This is a genomic window from Enterobacter cloacae complex sp. 394I7 (assembly GCF_057320345.1).
The window spans coordinates 1,478,953-1,492,825 of the sequence record NZ_JBXWCR010000001.1 but is presented as its reverse complement, the minus strand read 5'-3'; the positions used below and the strand labels follow the sequence as shown (position 1 = coordinate 1,492,825).

The 13,873-nt window shown below is 46.8% G+C and carries 14 protein-coding genes; 4 read left to right on the top strand and 10 right to left on the bottom strand.

Going from position 1 to position 13,873, the window contains the following annotated elements; translation table 11 throughout:
* Positions 1 to 148 precede the first annotated feature (148 nt).
* Positions 149 to 1,090, top strand: coding sequence for an MBL fold metallo-hydrolase (locus tag AC2FAP_RS07230; protein ID WP_219373239.1), 942 nt, complete (start codon positions 149 to 151; stop codon positions 1,088 to 1,090).
* 105 nt (positions 1,091 to 1,195) lie between these two features.
* Here the strand turns inward: AC2FAP_RS07230 and AC2FAP_RS07225 are convergent, their stop codons facing one another.
* Both AC2FAP_RS07225 and AC2FAP_RS07220 read right to left on the bottom strand, forming a co-directional pair.
* Positions 1,196 to 1,963: an alpha/beta fold hydrolase gene (locus AC2FAP_RS07225; RefSeq protein ID WP_020882412.1), complete on the bottom strand. Its 768-nt coding sequence runs from the start codon at positions 1,961 to 1,963 to the stop codon at positions 1,196 to 1,198.
* Positions 1,964 to 2,038: 75 nt separating this feature from the next.
* Positions 2,039 to 2,860: an alpha/beta fold hydrolase gene (locus AC2FAP_RS07220; protein ID WP_014170403.1), complete on the bottom strand. Its 822-nt coding sequence runs from the start codon at positions 2,858 to 2,860 to the stop codon at positions 2,039 to 2,041.
* Between the two features lie 140 nt (positions 2,861 to 3,000).
* Here AC2FAP_RS07220 and AC2FAP_RS07215 point away from each other — a divergent pair, with 140 nt between their 5' ends.
* A complete protein-coding gene (locus AC2FAP_RS07215) occupies positions 3,001 to 3,480 on the top strand; it encodes a MarR family winged helix-turn-helix transcriptional regulator (protein WP_025203961.1) in 480 nt (159 codons plus the stop codon).
* A 181-nt stretch (positions 3,481 to 3,661) separates the two neighbouring features.
* On the opposite strand, the gene AC2FAP_RS07210 is transcribed toward AC2FAP_RS07215, so the two are convergent.
* The 4 genes from AC2FAP_RS07210 to AC2FAP_RS07195 all read right to left on the bottom strand — a co-directional run bounded on the left by AC2FAP_RS07210 (position 3,662) and on the right by AC2FAP_RS07195 (position 7,783).
* The gene (locus AC2FAP_RS07210) at positions 3,662 to 4,810 is read right to left on the bottom strand and encodes an MFS transporter (protein ID WP_025203962.1); all 1,149 of its coding nucleotides are present in this window, start codon (positions 4,808 to 4,810) and stop codon (positions 3,662 to 3,664) included.
* 62 nt (positions 4,811 to 4,872) lie between these two features.
* Positions 4,873 to 5,856: an adenosine deaminase gene (add, locus tag AC2FAP_RS07205; RefSeq protein WP_485452894.1), complete on the bottom strand. Its 984-nt coding sequence runs from the start codon at positions 5,854 to 5,856 to the stop codon at positions 4,873 to 4,875.
* Positions 5,846 to 6,811: a nucleoside hydrolase gene (locus AC2FAP_RS07200; protein ID WP_449541692.1), complete on the bottom strand. Its 966-nt coding sequence runs from the start codon at positions 6,809 to 6,811 to the stop codon at positions 5,846 to 5,848. Before AC2FAP_RS07200 ends, add begins: the two co-directional genes overlap by 11 nt.
* Before the next feature lie 306 nt (positions 6,812 to 7,117).
* A complete protein-coding gene (locus tag AC2FAP_RS07195; RefSeq protein ID WP_020882419.1) occupies positions 7,118 to 7,783 on the bottom strand; it encodes a Crp/Fnr family transcriptional regulator in 666 nt (221 codons plus the stop codon).
* A 254-nt stretch (positions 7,784 to 8,037) separates the two neighbouring features.
* Between AC2FAP_RS07195 and AC2FAP_RS07190 the strand changes: the two genes are divergently transcribed.
* Positions 8,038 to 8,571 carry a hypothetical protein gene (locus AC2FAP_RS07190; protein WP_025203966.1) on the top strand — a complete coding sequence of 178 codons (534 nt, stop codon included), beginning with the start codon at positions 8,038 to 8,040 and terminating at the stop codon, positions 8,569 to 8,571.
* A 317-nt stretch (positions 8,572 to 8,888) separates the two neighbouring features.
* Here the strand turns inward: AC2FAP_RS07190 and AC2FAP_RS07185 are convergent, their stop codons facing one another.
* Complete coding sequence (locus tag AC2FAP_RS07185) at positions 8,889 to 9,494, bottom strand: hypothetical protein (RefSeq protein WP_032669825.1); 606 nt, start codon at positions 9,492 to 9,494, stop codon at positions 8,889 to 8,891.
* 588 nt (positions 9,495 to 10,082) lie between these two features.
* Between AC2FAP_RS07185 and cspE the strand changes: the two genes are divergently transcribed.
* Entirely contained in the window at positions 10,083 to 10,295 is a 213-nt protein-coding gene (gene cspE / locus AC2FAP_RS07180; RefSeq protein ID WP_014170400.1) for a transcription antiterminator/RNA stability regulator CspE, read from the top strand.
* A 166-nt stretch (positions 10,296 to 10,461) separates the two neighbouring features.
* Here cspE and AC2FAP_RS07175 read toward each other — a convergent pair whose 3' ends face one another.
* The 3 genes from AC2FAP_RS07175 to AC2FAP_RS07165 form a co-directional block, all read right to left on the bottom strand.
* Positions 10,462 to 11,718, bottom strand: a complete 1,257-nt coding sequence (locus tag AC2FAP_RS07175; RefSeq protein ID WP_449541691.1) for a mechanosensitive ion channel family protein — start codon at positions 11,716 to 11,718, stop codon at positions 10,462 to 10,464.
* Between the two features lie 314 nt (positions 11,719 to 12,032).
* On the bottom strand, positions 12,033 to 12,902 hold the full coding sequence (locus AC2FAP_RS07170; protein ID WP_063156494.1) for an aldo/keto reductase: 870 nt from the start codon (positions 12,900 to 12,902) through the stop codon (positions 12,033 to 12,035).
* A 143-nt stretch (positions 12,903 to 13,045) separates the two neighbouring features.
* Entirely contained in the window at positions 13,046 to 13,810 is a 765-nt protein-coding gene (locus AC2FAP_RS07165; RefSeq protein WP_449541690.1) for an SDR family NAD(P)-dependent oxidoreductase, read from the bottom strand.
* Between the last annotated feature and the right edge of the window lie 63 nt (positions 13,811 to 13,873).

The following is a 13,873-nucleotide window of genomic DNA, read 5'->3' as shown; positions in this document are numbered from 1 at the left end:
ATCATAAGAGTATAGCGATGTTTTAACCCTGTTTCATTGTGTTCTGTCTGCATGTTTATTTTTGATGATGGGAAATAACAGAGGGGAAAAAGTCATTTCTACGGTGTGTATACCCTTAAATCGATTAATTATGTTGTCTGGAGGAAATATGGCGATATCTAAGAATGATGCAGCGTCGTTAGCACCTGTTAATGGTACCTCGCATGTGGAAGCCGTTTATGAAAAGGTGCCATCACGTTATGCACTACAGGTCGGTAAGATTGATGTTCTGGTGATCAGTGACGGCGTGTTGTCATTACCTGGACCCATGTTGGGTCATAACGCGGAGGCCTCCGAACGTACCCACTGGTTTGAAGATAAGTTTCTGCCTGCCGATTTTCTCGACTGGGCATTAAATGTGGTTCTCGTGCATAGCGGTGACCGGACGATCCTGGTTGATGCAGGGATGGGGGAGGCTTTCCCTGATTTACCCCGCGCCGGGCGAACGGTTAACCGCCTGGCGTCAGCGGGGATAGATCTTGCCAGCGTCACGGATGTGATTATCACACATCTGCATATGGATCACGTTGGTGGGCTGCTTATTGAGGGTGTGAAAGCGCGCATGCGGTCAGACCTTCGCATTCATGTCGCTGCTGCTGAGGTGGAATTTTGGCGTGAGCCCGATTTTTCACAGGTTTCCATGCCGCCTGGTTTCCCGGAAGCACTGCGCCAAACCGCTACCCAATTTTTGCAAGCGTACCAGACTCAACTGCATACATTCGAAGAGGAATACGAGGTTGCACCCGGCGTGCGTGTCGTTCGTACAGGCGGGCATACTCCCGGACACAGCGTGGTAAGGCTGGCCTCTGAGGGGGAACGACTCACCTTTGCCGGCGATGCCATTTTCCAGGTTGGGTTTGAACATCCTGACTGGTTCAATGGTTTCGACCATTATCCCGAAGAAGCGGCACAGATTCGCATTCGTCTGCTGCAGGAACTGGCAGATAACAGGGAGTCATTGATCGCTACTCATCTCTCATTCCCGTCTGTCTGCCATGTTGCTGTCGACGGCGATACGTTCCGTTGCATCCCGGGTCCCTGGGATTATTAAGAATACCGCTGACGTCATTTTTACGGATACCGGCAGGAACATAAGAGGCATTACTTATACGGCCATCCCTCAGGCGAGGGATGGCGTTCTGGGGGAGAGCGATGTTTACTTCGCCGCTTCCTCAATAAGTGTGGCAACGTCCTGCGGATGAGAAACCATCACGACATGGGATGCGCCTTTGATCACCACGGTATGTTTTGAGCCCGCGCGTTCAGCCATGAATCGCAAACCCTGGGCGGGGATATTCTTGTCGCCGTCACCGTAAATAAAGTAAGAGGGCAGTTTTTTCCAGGCAGGCGCACCTGACTTTTCAGTTAAAGCCGCTTCGGTAATCGGTCTTTGCCCTGCGGCCATCAGCGCTGCCTCTTTAGCTGAAACGTCATGTGCGAATTGCTGGTGGAACTTCGCCTGGTCGATGGAGAGATCGACGCTACCATCAGCCAGCTTCACCGGTGCGGCGAGCGCCTGGCCAAGCGTGCCGCCAGGGAATTTTCCGGCCAGGTCGGCCGCCGCTTCACCGGCATCCGGAGCAAATGCGGCGACATACACCAGCGATTTCACATTGTTTGTATCACGGGCCGCGTTCGTAATGACCTGGCCACCATAGGAATGGCCGACAAGGACGACCGGCCCCTTAATATTGTTCACCACGGAAGAGACGTAAGCCGCATCAGTCGAAACACTGCGCAGCGGATTCGCCGCAGCGACGACGTTATACCCGTCCTTTTGCAGGATTTGGGTAACGCCATTCCAGCTAGAAGAGTCGGCAAAGGCACCATGAACCAGGACAACAGTCGGCTTAGCGGTTTCTGCAATAGCGCTGGCAGACAGCAAAACGGTGGCAACGGCAAGGGAGGCAGCAAATTTGGACATGATCGTTCCTCTTTTCAATTCAGTTTAAAGGCTATGCGTATGATGGTTGCGGCCTGTCTGGAACAGGCCACCTTGTTAGCTGCGAATAAAGGCCAGTACGTCAGCGTTAAAGCGATCGGCTTCTGTCTCCGCCAGTCCATGTGAACCACCGGCATATATCGTCAGCGTCGCATTCGCGACGATCTCAGCGGCGCGGTGTGCAGATGCCTTAATGGGGACAATCTGGTCGTCGTCGCCATGAATAATCAGGGTAGGGCGATCAATCTGCTGCAGGTCGTGTGTGTAATCGACTTCAGAGAACTCATGGATGCAGTCATATTGCCCCTTAATACCGCCCTGCAGGCCGATTCTGCGGAAGTTTTCCCGCAACCCGTCATTGGTGGGGACATGGTCACGGTTGAAGCCATAGAACGGAACCGTCAGGTCGAAGTAAAACTGTGAGCGGTTTTTGGCCGTGCCTTCGCGGATGGCATCAAACACCTCCATCGGGGTGCCGTCAGGATTGGCATCCGTCCGGAGCATCAGAGGAGGGACAGCGCCGACCAGAACGACTTTAGCCACACGTGAGGTACCATGACGACCGATATAATGTGCAACTTCGCCGCCCCCTGTTGAGTGACCCACTAAAATCAGATCCTTCAGATCCAGCGCCTCAATCAGCTCAGCGAGATCGTCCGCATACTGATCCATATTGTTACCGTGGAAAGTCTGGTCCGAACGCCCGTGGCTGCGACGGTCGTGTGCGATGACCCGGAAACCCTTCTGGCTGAAAAACAGCATCTGCTGATCCCAGGCATCAGACGATAACGGCCATCCATGAGCGAAGAGGATAGGCTGACCTGAACCCCAGTCTTTGTAGAAAATGCCTGTTCCGTCTGTGGTGGTGAAAGTTGTCATTTCGTTCTCCTGTCATGTGTTGTGTTATTAGTTTGTGTGCGATTTGTTTGTGTGCAAATGAATATGGCAGCCCTTTTTGCCTTTGTCAATCGCTTGCAATTAAATCGTATGCAAATTATTTTAGAGGGACTGGAGGACATATGACTAAACACACTACTTCCGAGGATTCCCTGCCCGATGTGCACGGTATGCTCTGTTTCTCTCTTTACTCAGCGGGACATGCTTTTACCCAGCTCTATCGTCCCATGCTCGATAAGCTTGGCCTGACCTATCCCCAGTATCTGGTGATGGTCACCTTGTGGAATCAGGATGGGCGAACAGTGAAGGAACTGAGTGGAATTCTTTTTCTTGAGTCCAGCACGCTGACCCCTTTACTGAAGCGGCTGGAGACTGCGGGGTTGATCACCCGGACACGCAATCCGAAGGATGAGCGCGAAGTGCTTATCCACCTAACGGAGAAGGGTGAGGCGCTGAAAAGCGAGACCAGCACTATCACGCGCTGTATTGTGGATACCCTTGGGATGGACGCCGACATCATTGCTGACATCAAAGCATCAGTTGATAAGATCCGTGACAAGATCCACCGTGCGCAGAAACCGGACGCCGATGACCTATCCTGATTGAGGCGGATTCGGGTTCCTGATAAGTGTACGTCTGGTGACTGACAAGACAGGTACCGGGGAGTAACTTTGCTTTAACTGCCGGGGTGGGCGGGTGCAATGTCCGCTGCGCCCCGAAGCGACTCTTCAACAGCGTTCATGCACTGCTGTAAAGAATATTGACTTACCCATTGTTGTTTATTCACTGGCGGTTCAGTTTTGGCAATAACACAAAAAGCAAAAATGACAGTAAGAACATGGCGGTGACTGACATGGCAAGAGGGGTGAGCCCACCCGTAATAAAATGTCCAGTTATGAGTGACCCCAGCGCAGTCGTTATGAAGGTGAGGAAAATCATAAGCGCAGATCCTCTGGCATCATTACTGCCTGCAGAAACGATACCCCTGTAGAAGGCGACGGGGCCCCTTAACCCCAGCGCAAAACCCATTGGCGTAAAGAGTATGGTCATAACAAAAGCCCGGCTTCCGTTCAGGAAACCATATCCCGATAGCGCGAAGGCGCTGAGCAATGCCATAAGCGTGCCGGCAAGAATTACTTTTTCATGGCTAAAACGTTCAGCCAACCCCGGAGAAATGTTGGCGGCGATGATGTAACCTCCTACGTTCAACATTTGCATAAGGATGAAGTCATTCAGGTTCCCGCCCATGGAAAGAATAATGACGCTTGGTGCTCCGAATACGAACGTTATCAGACCGCCAACGGCCAAAGCCTGGCTCAATGCATAGCGAAGATAAACAGCATTTTTCAATAATTGTACGTACGTTCCAGGCGTGTGCTGGCCTGGGTTTCGTTCTGGTCCCTTTGCAAACCTTATCATTACAGCTAAAGCCATCGTCAGTACGCCCAGAGAGATAAACGTGATTCTCCAGTTAAAGAACTGCAGGATAAGTGTACCTACTACAGGGGCTATCGCCGGAACTAATGCCTGTATGCTCCCTAACAATCCAATTGCCCGGGCTGCCTTCCGATGAGGAAACAAACCTCTAATAAATCCAGGGATGAAAACTGATGCTGCAGCAGAAGCCATCCCTTGTATAAATCGTAATATTAAAAGAAGTGTTATTTCTGGAGCGTACGCGCAACCAAAAGAAGTTAGTGAAAATAAAAGTAGCGCAAAGAAGAGCATCCTGATTTTGCTGAAGCGATCGGCCAGGTTACCAAATAGTAATAAACCACAGGCATTACCTGCTACATATATGGAGAGTATCCTTTGTGATATCTCCGATGAGGTATTAAAGACTGTAGCAAAAAGTGGAATAGCAGGCAAAACCATATCGGTGCCGGCGGCGGTAGACATCGCACAGAGTATTAGATACAAAAATGTGGTCATGTTATTTCATATTCGATGTAATGAGCGCTCATGCCTGTTGTTTAAATGTATGTCTGGGATTATCACCCCGAAAGATTGGCTTTGAGTTGTTTCTTCAGCGGTAGCGAGGCAAAACATGTGTCAATAGCATTGATATTGCAAACCAGAAATTCTTCTGTGTCCCATCCAAAAACATGATGTAATAGTTGATATTCTTTATCCAGTGAGGTGTTGGCAACGGTTCTGGCATCAGTATTAATGCTTAATGAAATGCCTTCACGAAAAAGCGCATTAACAGGGTGCTCTTCAATGGAAGGATAAATATTACAGACAATGTTACAACCCGGGCAAATCTCCAGATGGATATGCTCTTCAAGCAACCGATCTAGTGTCGCTCTGTCAGCAATGCTTCTGACGCCATGTCCGATGCGAGAAACTTTCAGTTTATTAAGCGTTTCATTTACGCTGACGAAATCCTTAGCCTCTCCTGCATGTGCGATACAGTTGCCTCCATGCTGGCGTACATAATTAAACGCCTCAACATGGTTATCCAGCGGGTAGCGGGCTTCATCAGCTGCAAGGTCAAGCGCGACAACCCCATAATGCAGGTATTTTGTCACCAGTCTTGCCGTCTCAAGGCTCTGTTCTGCCGTAAAATGACGCAGTGTACATAATATTAAATTGGCTTTGATATCAAAAATATGGCTATTTATCTGCATGGCATCCAGGACGGTTTCAATGACCTCTTCAGCCGTAAGATATTGATTAAGATGTAAGAGTGGCGCAAAGCGTAACTCAGCATAAATTACCCCATCAGCATGGAGTTGATCAAACATGTCTTCGACGGCCTGACGTAATGCAGTGTGGGTTTGTAATAAGCTCAGCTGCGGAGAAATTCTTCTTAAAAAATCTCCCAGGTCAGTACATTGACTCGGTGCGATAAAATTCGACTGAAATACTTTAAGATTCAGTGCAGGCATCAGCATTTTTGCGCAATGATAGCTAATACAAGTATCCAAATGAACGTGAAGCTCAATTTTCGGAATCCTTCGGGAATTAAAATGCATCTAAAGTTCCTCTATACATCATTGCGGAGTCTGCGAGTAACGAGAATAATTTCTCTTTGAACATACCACTTTTTATTTTAAGTATAATTCTGGCATTAGGTGCTTTCCCTGTAAGGTTTGTCGCATCGATAACATAATGTCCATACGATGACTCACATTTGTACTCCACCCAGGAATAACGGGAAAACGCCTCCTCAACAATATCAGGAAAAAGCGCTACTGCCATGGTGGTGGGGTCTGGCAAATCAAAACCCTTGCGTACCGTTCGGCCTGCATTAAACTCCATCAAGGATTTGTTGCATCTTACGGCGAACTGACCCAAGGGGCTCAGTTGATTGAGGTATGCTATATCATCTTCATTAATGAAAGCTTCTCCCATGCCTATTTCCCACCCAACGACTGTCATAGGGAGCCCTGATTGCATCACTATATTAGCGGCTTCCGCATCAACAAAAAAATTGAACTCAGCCAGAGGCGTGATATTTCCCGAAGTAAGGCCGGCACCGCCCATGATATAAACATGTTTAATTTTTTTCGCAAGCGTTGGTTCCTTCAGTACTGCCATTGCCAGATTAGTCAGAGGTCCCAGGGTAACGATCTCAAGTTCACCTTTGAATTTTTCTGCATAAAGAAGAATCGCATCTACCGCATGAAGTGATTCCGACTTTAGGGTGGTGGGGGGATTTTCCATATTACCCATACCATCTTTGCCATGAATATGGTGAGAAGTGAAGTGGGTTTTAAAAAGCGGCTTTGTCATTCCGGAAAATACAGGAGGAGCATATGTTCCGGTTTTTTCAATACTCACTAATGCGTTTTGAACACACTGTTCGATCTCACAGTTACCAACGACTACTGTGATTGCTTCAACCCTAACGGTACGCTCTCTGAGTGCCATCACAATAGCGACTGCGTCATCAGAAGCGGTATCAGTATCAATAAGTAATTTTCTCATAGTATTTCTCTCAGTAAGGAAGCTTGTCACGAGATAAGATGACGAACAATGCATCCAAAAAAAAGGACATCTATCTCTTTTTAGTGGACATGCCAGTCGGTCTCGCTTCAATAACGATTAGTATTCTGAGCGTTAACTTCGCTAAGATATTTGTGAAAAAATCGTGTGCCATAGTTTTTATATATGGTTAGTGCTTTTATAAAATAAAAAACTTGTGATTTAAAAAAAGGCTTCATATAAATGAACCATCTTCCGATGGCGTTGAAAGCGGCTGTGGTAGAATGTGGTGCGAAGGTTATTTGCAGATTACTCTGGCTTTAATAATTCACTGTCTTTCACTATAATCGTTTTATTCTTGAGTTCTATGATTTGATTTTCTTGTAACTCTGCTAAAACTCGATTGAGATGTCTCACCGAAATGGAAAGAAATGATGCGACCAATTCTCTTCGCTCAAGCCTGATAACGGAACCATGTTTATTATATTCATTCATGAGGTAATTTGACACTCTCTGTAATGAACTTAAACACATAGTGGTTTTTAATTGAGAAGAGATGAATAATTTATTTGCAAGTTGTTGGCAAAGAAAACGAAGAAAAACTGGCTCATTTAATCCAATTGTATTTATATAGTTAAGTGAAAAATAAACTATCGTTGACGTCTTAAGGATCTTTACTGTACTCAGATTTCTGCTGGTGCTATCATGTTGGAAAATTTCAATGGCACCAATCACAGAGAGAGGTTCTTCTATACAAAAAGTAATATCTTTACCATCTTTAGATAAATGCTCTATTTGTACCTTACCTTTAATTAAACAGTAAACTCCCGATGGGGAATCTCCTTGGTGGAGTAAAATCTCTCCCTTATTAAAAATCAGTAATTTAGCTCTGCTGAGTATGTCATCTGGTAAAATGAATTTAAGTTTAGAGTTCAGAATGTCAGAATGTGATAAATCTATTTGTAATGATTTCATAAAGGTGACTCAACGCTTTGTTTGTGAATTATTATAGATTGTGCATGAAATAATCTCAAGTCATATGCCTGGCATCCCCAGGTTAACCTGTCAGCGATGATATTTCTGGCGCATCTATACCATTTTCTCAAATCGTCATCAACTCTTATAATAAAACTCCTTTCGAAAAAAGGACATGCGTCCTTTTTTTTCGATAAAGCGTTTTTTATACTCCAGGTAAATGGTCTGAGAGTTATTTTATTTGGGGCGGTTTTATGCATTCAGCAACCACTATCGTTACTTTTAGCGGCAAGAAAATTGATTTTCTTAATCTCAGTATAAATGATATAGATATAATTGATATCGCTAAGGGCTTGTCAAATGAATGCCGTTTTGGTGGGCAATGCGAAAGTTTCTATTCAGTGGCTCAGCATTCCGTCCTGGTAAGTTATTTAACGCCAGTGCATTTGGCTCTGGAAGGGCTTCTTCATGATGCCACCGAGGCTTACATAAAAGATTTCCCTTCTCCTTTAAAAAAATGTATGCCGCAGTATATAAACCTTGAGAAAGAAATTGAGTCATTGATCAGAGTGAAATTTAATATTTCCTCCTGTAAAGCCTCAGAAGTTAAGCATGCTGATCGGATCATGCTCGCTACTGAAGCGAGGGATCTGGGTATGGAAAAGGTATTAGACTATCCTTCCCTGCGAGATATATCACCATCGGTTATAATTAAAGTCGTTCCGATGCTACCGAAAGCTGCATTTAGTGCATTTCTTGAGAGATTCGCCGAATTAATAGAGCGTTAAGATGTTAGTCTGCGAATTCACATATAATCACGTGAATTTTTGCTGCGAGGGAGATTGACTTCACCATTAAAAATCTGAAGAAGAGATTTTTGATGTTGTTTTTTTATCTTCATCTGTTCAACGACTATTGATTCTTTTTCACTTTATAAGGGCATTACCTGAACACGGAGCACGCGGATGGCGTTAAGAGAGATGTAACGTATTATATTGGGCGCTACAACGTTTGCTTTTGAGAATAGAAGTCCGCTCTCCCTGTGGCGTTCAACTCATCGTCACAGGAAGATTGGCGTGTTTATCGTGCTCTCTAAATACCAGAATCATTTCTGGCGGGGGAGCGACCGGAAAGAGCAGTAGTACCCTACAGATGCTATAAGGCAGAGCATATACCCGAATGATTCGCTGCCTTCCTCCACGACATTTTTGACCACCCTGACGTAGCTTTGATCAAGTATCGCGTACCACAATCCGTGCATTCCAAACAGCCGGGAGAAGACCAGGACTGCCAACAGACCACTGAGCATCACGCCGTACCACGGGGTACGGGTATAGTGTGCGAGTTGCGTAAGGGTAAGACGATAATGGATAACGGGATAAAGCAAAGCACAAACGGCGGAAAGCAGTGCAAACCATACCCAACTTCCGTGAGCCAGAAGATCGAAAAATGCATCCAGTTCTCTAATCAGCATGGAGAGGAAAAAGCCGCCAATCAGGATGTTGCAATAGCGCATGAATGCCCATTTCTTCGCCAGCAGGAAGTGTATAAATACGATGCCCCCTAAAACTGTTTCCTGCACAATTTCGGTCAGCGATATCTCCGGTATATCCAGATTAAATAAATAGATATCCGCCCACAGGCAAAGCACGGGCACAGTGCAGGCTGCTGACGCGAAGAGAAAGAAGAAAAAGCTTTTGAGCACAGACATTAACACCACCACTTTCATTCAAAACACCTATGATAAGTGGCTTCGAACGAAAATCTATTTCACTTTGTGCGCTATAGGCATGAATTTTAAGCATTTTGAGCTACTTAGCGAGGGCGCATTAGCTTTCCACCTCAGACTTCAGCCTTGCATCAGAAATCCAGGTGGAAAGTCGCCTGCGCGATGTAATCCCATGCCAGACGAGATCAGCCTCTGGTTGAGCAGTCACGCGCATACGATGACCCATCGTCAGACGGGTATCCACCCTCAAAAGGGGCGGTATGCTTTAGCTAAACAGGGCGTGAATACGCTGTTCCAGCGCCTTAATTTCCATAGCCATTCAGCCGTCCGGGTGTTTAAGTGGTTATAATAAAAAATAAAAACTTTGCTTAAAAAATTTTTCTGTGCCTAAATAGCGTCATCGGTTTGGAATACAGACCTTATTAAAGCAGTTTAGTAAAGCAGTCCTCAGTTCAGGTGTTATCAATAGATACTCTTCTTCGTGAGCCTCCTCCTAAGTGCCAAATAAGTTACTCTCTAAATACAGGCCATCATCGCCGCGCTTAGTGGCTCAAAAATAAGGAATTATCTATGTCTAATAAAATGACTGGTTTAGTAAAATGGTTTAACTCTGATAAAGGTTTTGGCTTTATCACTCCTGACGACGGCAGCAAAGATGTATTCGTACACTTCTCTGCTATTCAGAGCGACAGCTACAAATCTCTTGATGAAGGCCAGAAAGTGTCCTTCACCATTGAAAATGGCGCTAAAGGCCCAGCAGCGGGTAACGTTTCTCCGCTGTAAGTCGCGCACATTGTCGGTGAGCCTTACGATAGCGATGAAGACGCGAGTCTGAGCAGTTAAGCTTCGCCGATAATAAAAAAACCCGCCGAGTGCGGGTTTTTTTATGGCTTCAGGAAGGTGATAGGCTGTCTATTATTCCGTTTGACCGGCCTGTTTTCAAAAAAGCTTAACCTTCACCCGGAGGTGGGGTGCGGTCCTGAAGGCTGTGTTCCTGTGATAAACGCCAGAAATCATGTCCTGCCGGATACTGATATAAGCGGAGCGAGAATTGACCGGCGACAGCCGTGATGTATTCAAATATCGCTGACTGAGTATTTTCATACTCCATCCACAGTACGGAAGAGGTAAAGCAATAAATTTCCAGGGGAATACCCGACGGCGTAGGCTTCAGCGTTCTCACCACAATATACATATCTTTGATAATATCAGGCCGATCGGCGAGCCAGGCCATCAGGTAGTGCCGGAAGAGCGTTAAATTTGTCAGGCCATTATCCATAAACCAACTGTCCGGTACGCCCAGGGGATCACGCCCGTCGATGAGTTTTGCCAGCGGTTCATTCGTGCCGCGCAGGGCCAGCATCGGGGCCAGCGTTTCCTGCGTGAGAAATGTAACGGAGTGCTGATCGATCGTGGTGCTGCGCATAATCCGGCGTGCGCCTGACGAAAACATGGCCTGCCAGTTGGTATACGTTTCGGTCAGAAAGTTTTTGGTCGGGATACGCGAGATCGTGTTATCCCAGTTACGGATAGTAATGGTGTGCAGCGCAATGTCGGTCACTTCGCCACTCAGGTTTTTATCGGGCATTTCAATCCAGTCCCCCAACTGCAGGACGTCATTTGACGAAAGCTGGATATTGGCAACGAGCGAAAGCAGGGTATGCTGAAAGACTAACATCAGCACGGCCGCCACGGCCCCGAGGCTGGAAATAATAATCGCGGGGGATTTATTCGACATGACGGCAAGGATCATGATCGCGGCGATGACGTGAATAAATATTTTCCCTATCTGGATATAGCCTTTGATAGAGTGATTTTTACGCTTCGTCTTGCGTAAATATGAGCTGTTGACAATATCCAGCATCTCATTGAAGAAAACCGACAGAAAAATAAAGAATAAAATCCCACAAATGGTATTTATTGCCGTCACCAGCGATGCTGGCATATTGGGCATAAACTGCAGGACGTAATAAACGATAATAACCGGAATGAAATTCGACAGCTTTTCGGCTATGCGACGATCTTTTTCCAGCGGGACATCCTGTTTATGGCTGGCAAAGAAGACCTTACGAACGATTTTTATGAGCAGGAATTTGCACATCAGGTGCGCAAAGAAACCTGAGATGACCAACAGAATAAGATTAAATCCAATGGCCAGAGCCGGATTGCTTTCTATAAATGTTAATAAATAATCCAAGTACACCATCGCTTATCGCCTGAATAAGTATGCCATTTTGTATTAACCTTATTCAAAAGATAAATACAAAGATTTAACCAAATCATATAATGGCATATCCGGTACAGACAAGTCCACGGCCTGAATCCTAAGTCGCACAGACCTATTTTGTTTCGGTCGGTAACTTTATTTCCAGAACCGTTCCAGGCAATAAAAGCAGACGATGCCCACCTTCAGCATCTGGATCGCTAAAACATATATCCTCTCCCTGTTCGGTACCGAAGCAGGGAGAGGGGCGTAACATTCTCTGCAGAAGTGGAAGAGGGTGGCACGCCGCGTCGCGCTTAGTCGTGGATTTTTACACCCAGACACCCGCGAACAAACTCAGGGTTAAAGTGTTTAACCGCATCGCCAACATAGCCTAAGTCGAGCGAACTGATTTGCGCCATTTCGGCATCAGTCAGAGAGAAGTCCCAGATAGCCAGGTTCTCTTCAATCCGGTTCTGGTGCGTGGATTTAGGAATGACGGTAACGCCACGTTGCACATTCCAGCGCAGAATGATCTGAGCGATGGTTTTTTGATGCGCTTCGGCAATCCCCTTGAGCATTTCATTTTCGTACGGTTTGTGCCTTCCGCCGCCAAGTGGTGCCCAGGCTTCTGGCTGAACGTTGTAATATTTCATGGTCTCGAGCGCGTCAGATTGCGCAAAGTAAGGGTGTAATTCCACCTGATTTACCATGGGCTTAATTCTGACCGTTTCACAGAAGTTGGTGAGCACATGGGCGTAGAAATTAGACACGCCAATCGCTTTTAGCTTTCCGGCATCATACGCATCTTCCAAAGCCCGCCACGCGCTGAAATAATCGCGCATTGCCTGATGCAATAAGTAGAGATCGAAATAGTCTAATCCCGATTTTTTTAACGAGGCCTCAATACCGGCTTTGGCGGTCTCGTAGCTTGCCATGTCCTGCACCCACAGCTTAGAGGTAATAAATAACTCCTCGCGGGTACACAGACCTTCAGCGATGGCTTCACGAACGGCATCGCCCACGGCGTCTTCATTGCCGTACACTGCTGCGGTATCAATGAGGCGATAGCCTGTACGAATGGCGCTCAGTACTGACTGTTTACATTCTTCTTTATCGGTGACCTGAAAAACACCAAAACCCGCCATCGGCATTCTGAGGTTGTTGCTTAATACTGTATATTCCACTGAAGAGTACCTCCACCCTGTTTAAACACCATTCAAAAGTATAAACAGAACCACGACGAACCCGTGGTAATCGTCTTAATTCTTTCAAATCGCTGAAAACGCTGGTCTACACCCTGTCGGGAATAAACCAGAATGACATCTGATTACTGGACCGTATAACCGCCATCAATTGCCAGAGCCTGTCCGGTGACGAAGCTGGCATCGGAACTGCACAACCATAAGACGGCGCGCGCGATCTCTTCGGGCTCGCCCAGGCGACCAATCGGCTGCAGCTTCATGAGCTCGGCCATTGCGTCAGGCTCGCTGTTCAGCATATTTTCGACCATTGGCGTGCGGATAATGCCGGGACAAACGGCGTTGATCTGTATTCCACGCGCGGCATATTCCAGTGCTGCGCTTTTGGTCAGCCCGAGGACGCCATGCTTTGTCGCATGATAAACGCCGCGCCCGGCAATGCCGACCAGCCCGCCCAGAGACGAACAGTTAACGATAGCGCCACTTTTCTGACGGCGCATTTGTTGCAGCTCATATTTCATGCAGTTCCAGATACCCCGCAGGTTAATCGCGTTGACGCGATCAAACTCTTCGCCGCTGGCATCTGCGGTTTCTGCAATAGGGCTCTGAATACCGGCGTTGTTATAGGCGGCGTCGAGCTGACCAAACGCCTGTACTGCGTTCTCAATCATGCGTCTGACCTGCTCTTCGTCAGTCACGTCGCAGACGACGGGTTTCACGGTATACCCTTCAGCCAGTAGCGCATCCGCTTCGCGAGATAACGCATCCTCGCGAATATCCGTCATCACCACCGTTGCGCCAGATTCGCAAAATGCCCTGACGGTCGCGAGCCCCATACCGGAAGCCGCGCCGGTGACCAGCACCACCTTGCCACTAAAATCATACTTAACCATTTGATACCTCTTACCGTGGAATCACGTGCAATGAAGACGTCTCACGTTGTGTAAAAGTATTCT

What these genes read in the sequence shown, in the direction of transcription:
- AC2FAP_RS07230 (WP_219373239.1), top strand. Translation starts at nt 149, where the DNA reads ATGGCGATATCTAAGAATGATGCAGCGTCGTTAGCACCTGTTAATGGT.
- AC2FAP_RS07225 (WP_020882412.1), bottom strand. Translation starts at nt 1,963, where the DNA reads ATGTCCAAATTTGCTGCCTCCCTTGCCGTTGCCACCGTTTTGCTGTCT.
- AC2FAP_RS07220 (WP_014170403.1), bottom strand. Translation starts at nt 2,860, where the DNA reads ATGACAACTTTCACCACCACAGACGGAACAGGCATTTTCTACAAAGAC.
- AC2FAP_RS07215 (WP_025203961.1), top strand. Translation starts at nt 3,001, where the DNA reads ATGACTAAACACACTACTTCCGAGGATTCCCTGCCCGATGTGCACGGT.
- AC2FAP_RS07210 (WP_025203962.1), bottom strand. Translation starts at nt 4,810, where the DNA reads ATGACCACATTTTTGTATCTAATACTCTGTGCGATGTCTACCGCCGCC.
- add (WP_485452894.1), bottom strand. Translation starts at nt 5,856, where the DNA reads ATGCATTTTAATTCCCGAAGGATTCCGAAAATTGAGCTTCACGTTCAT.
- AC2FAP_RS07200 (WP_449541692.1), bottom strand. Translation starts at nt 6,811, where the DNA reads ATGAGAAAATTACTTATTGATACTGATACCGCTTCTGATGACGCAGTC.
- AC2FAP_RS07195 (WP_020882419.1), bottom strand. Translation starts at nt 7,783, where the DNA reads ATGAAATCATTACAAATAGATTTATCACATTCTGACATTCTGAACTCT.
- AC2FAP_RS07190 (WP_025203966.1), top strand. Translation starts at nt 8,038, where the DNA reads ATGCATTCAGCAACCACTATCGTTACTTTTAGCGGCAAGAAAATTGAT.
- AC2FAP_RS07185 (WP_032669825.1), bottom strand. Translation starts at nt 9,494, where the DNA reads ATGTCTGTGCTCAAAAGCTTTTTCTTCTTTCTCTTCGCGTCAGCAGCC.
- cspE (WP_014170400.1), top strand. Translation starts at nt 10,083, where the DNA reads ATGTCTAATAAAATGACTGGTTTAGTAAAATGGTTTAACTCTGATAAA.
- AC2FAP_RS07175 (WP_449541691.1), bottom strand. Translation starts at nt 11,718, where the DNA reads ATGGTGTACTTGGATTATTTATTAACATTTATAGAAAGCAATCCGGCT.
- AC2FAP_RS07165 (WP_449541690.1), bottom strand. Translation starts at nt 13,810, where the DNA reads ATGGTTAAGTATGATTTTAGTGGCAAGGTGGTGCTGGTCACCGGCGCG.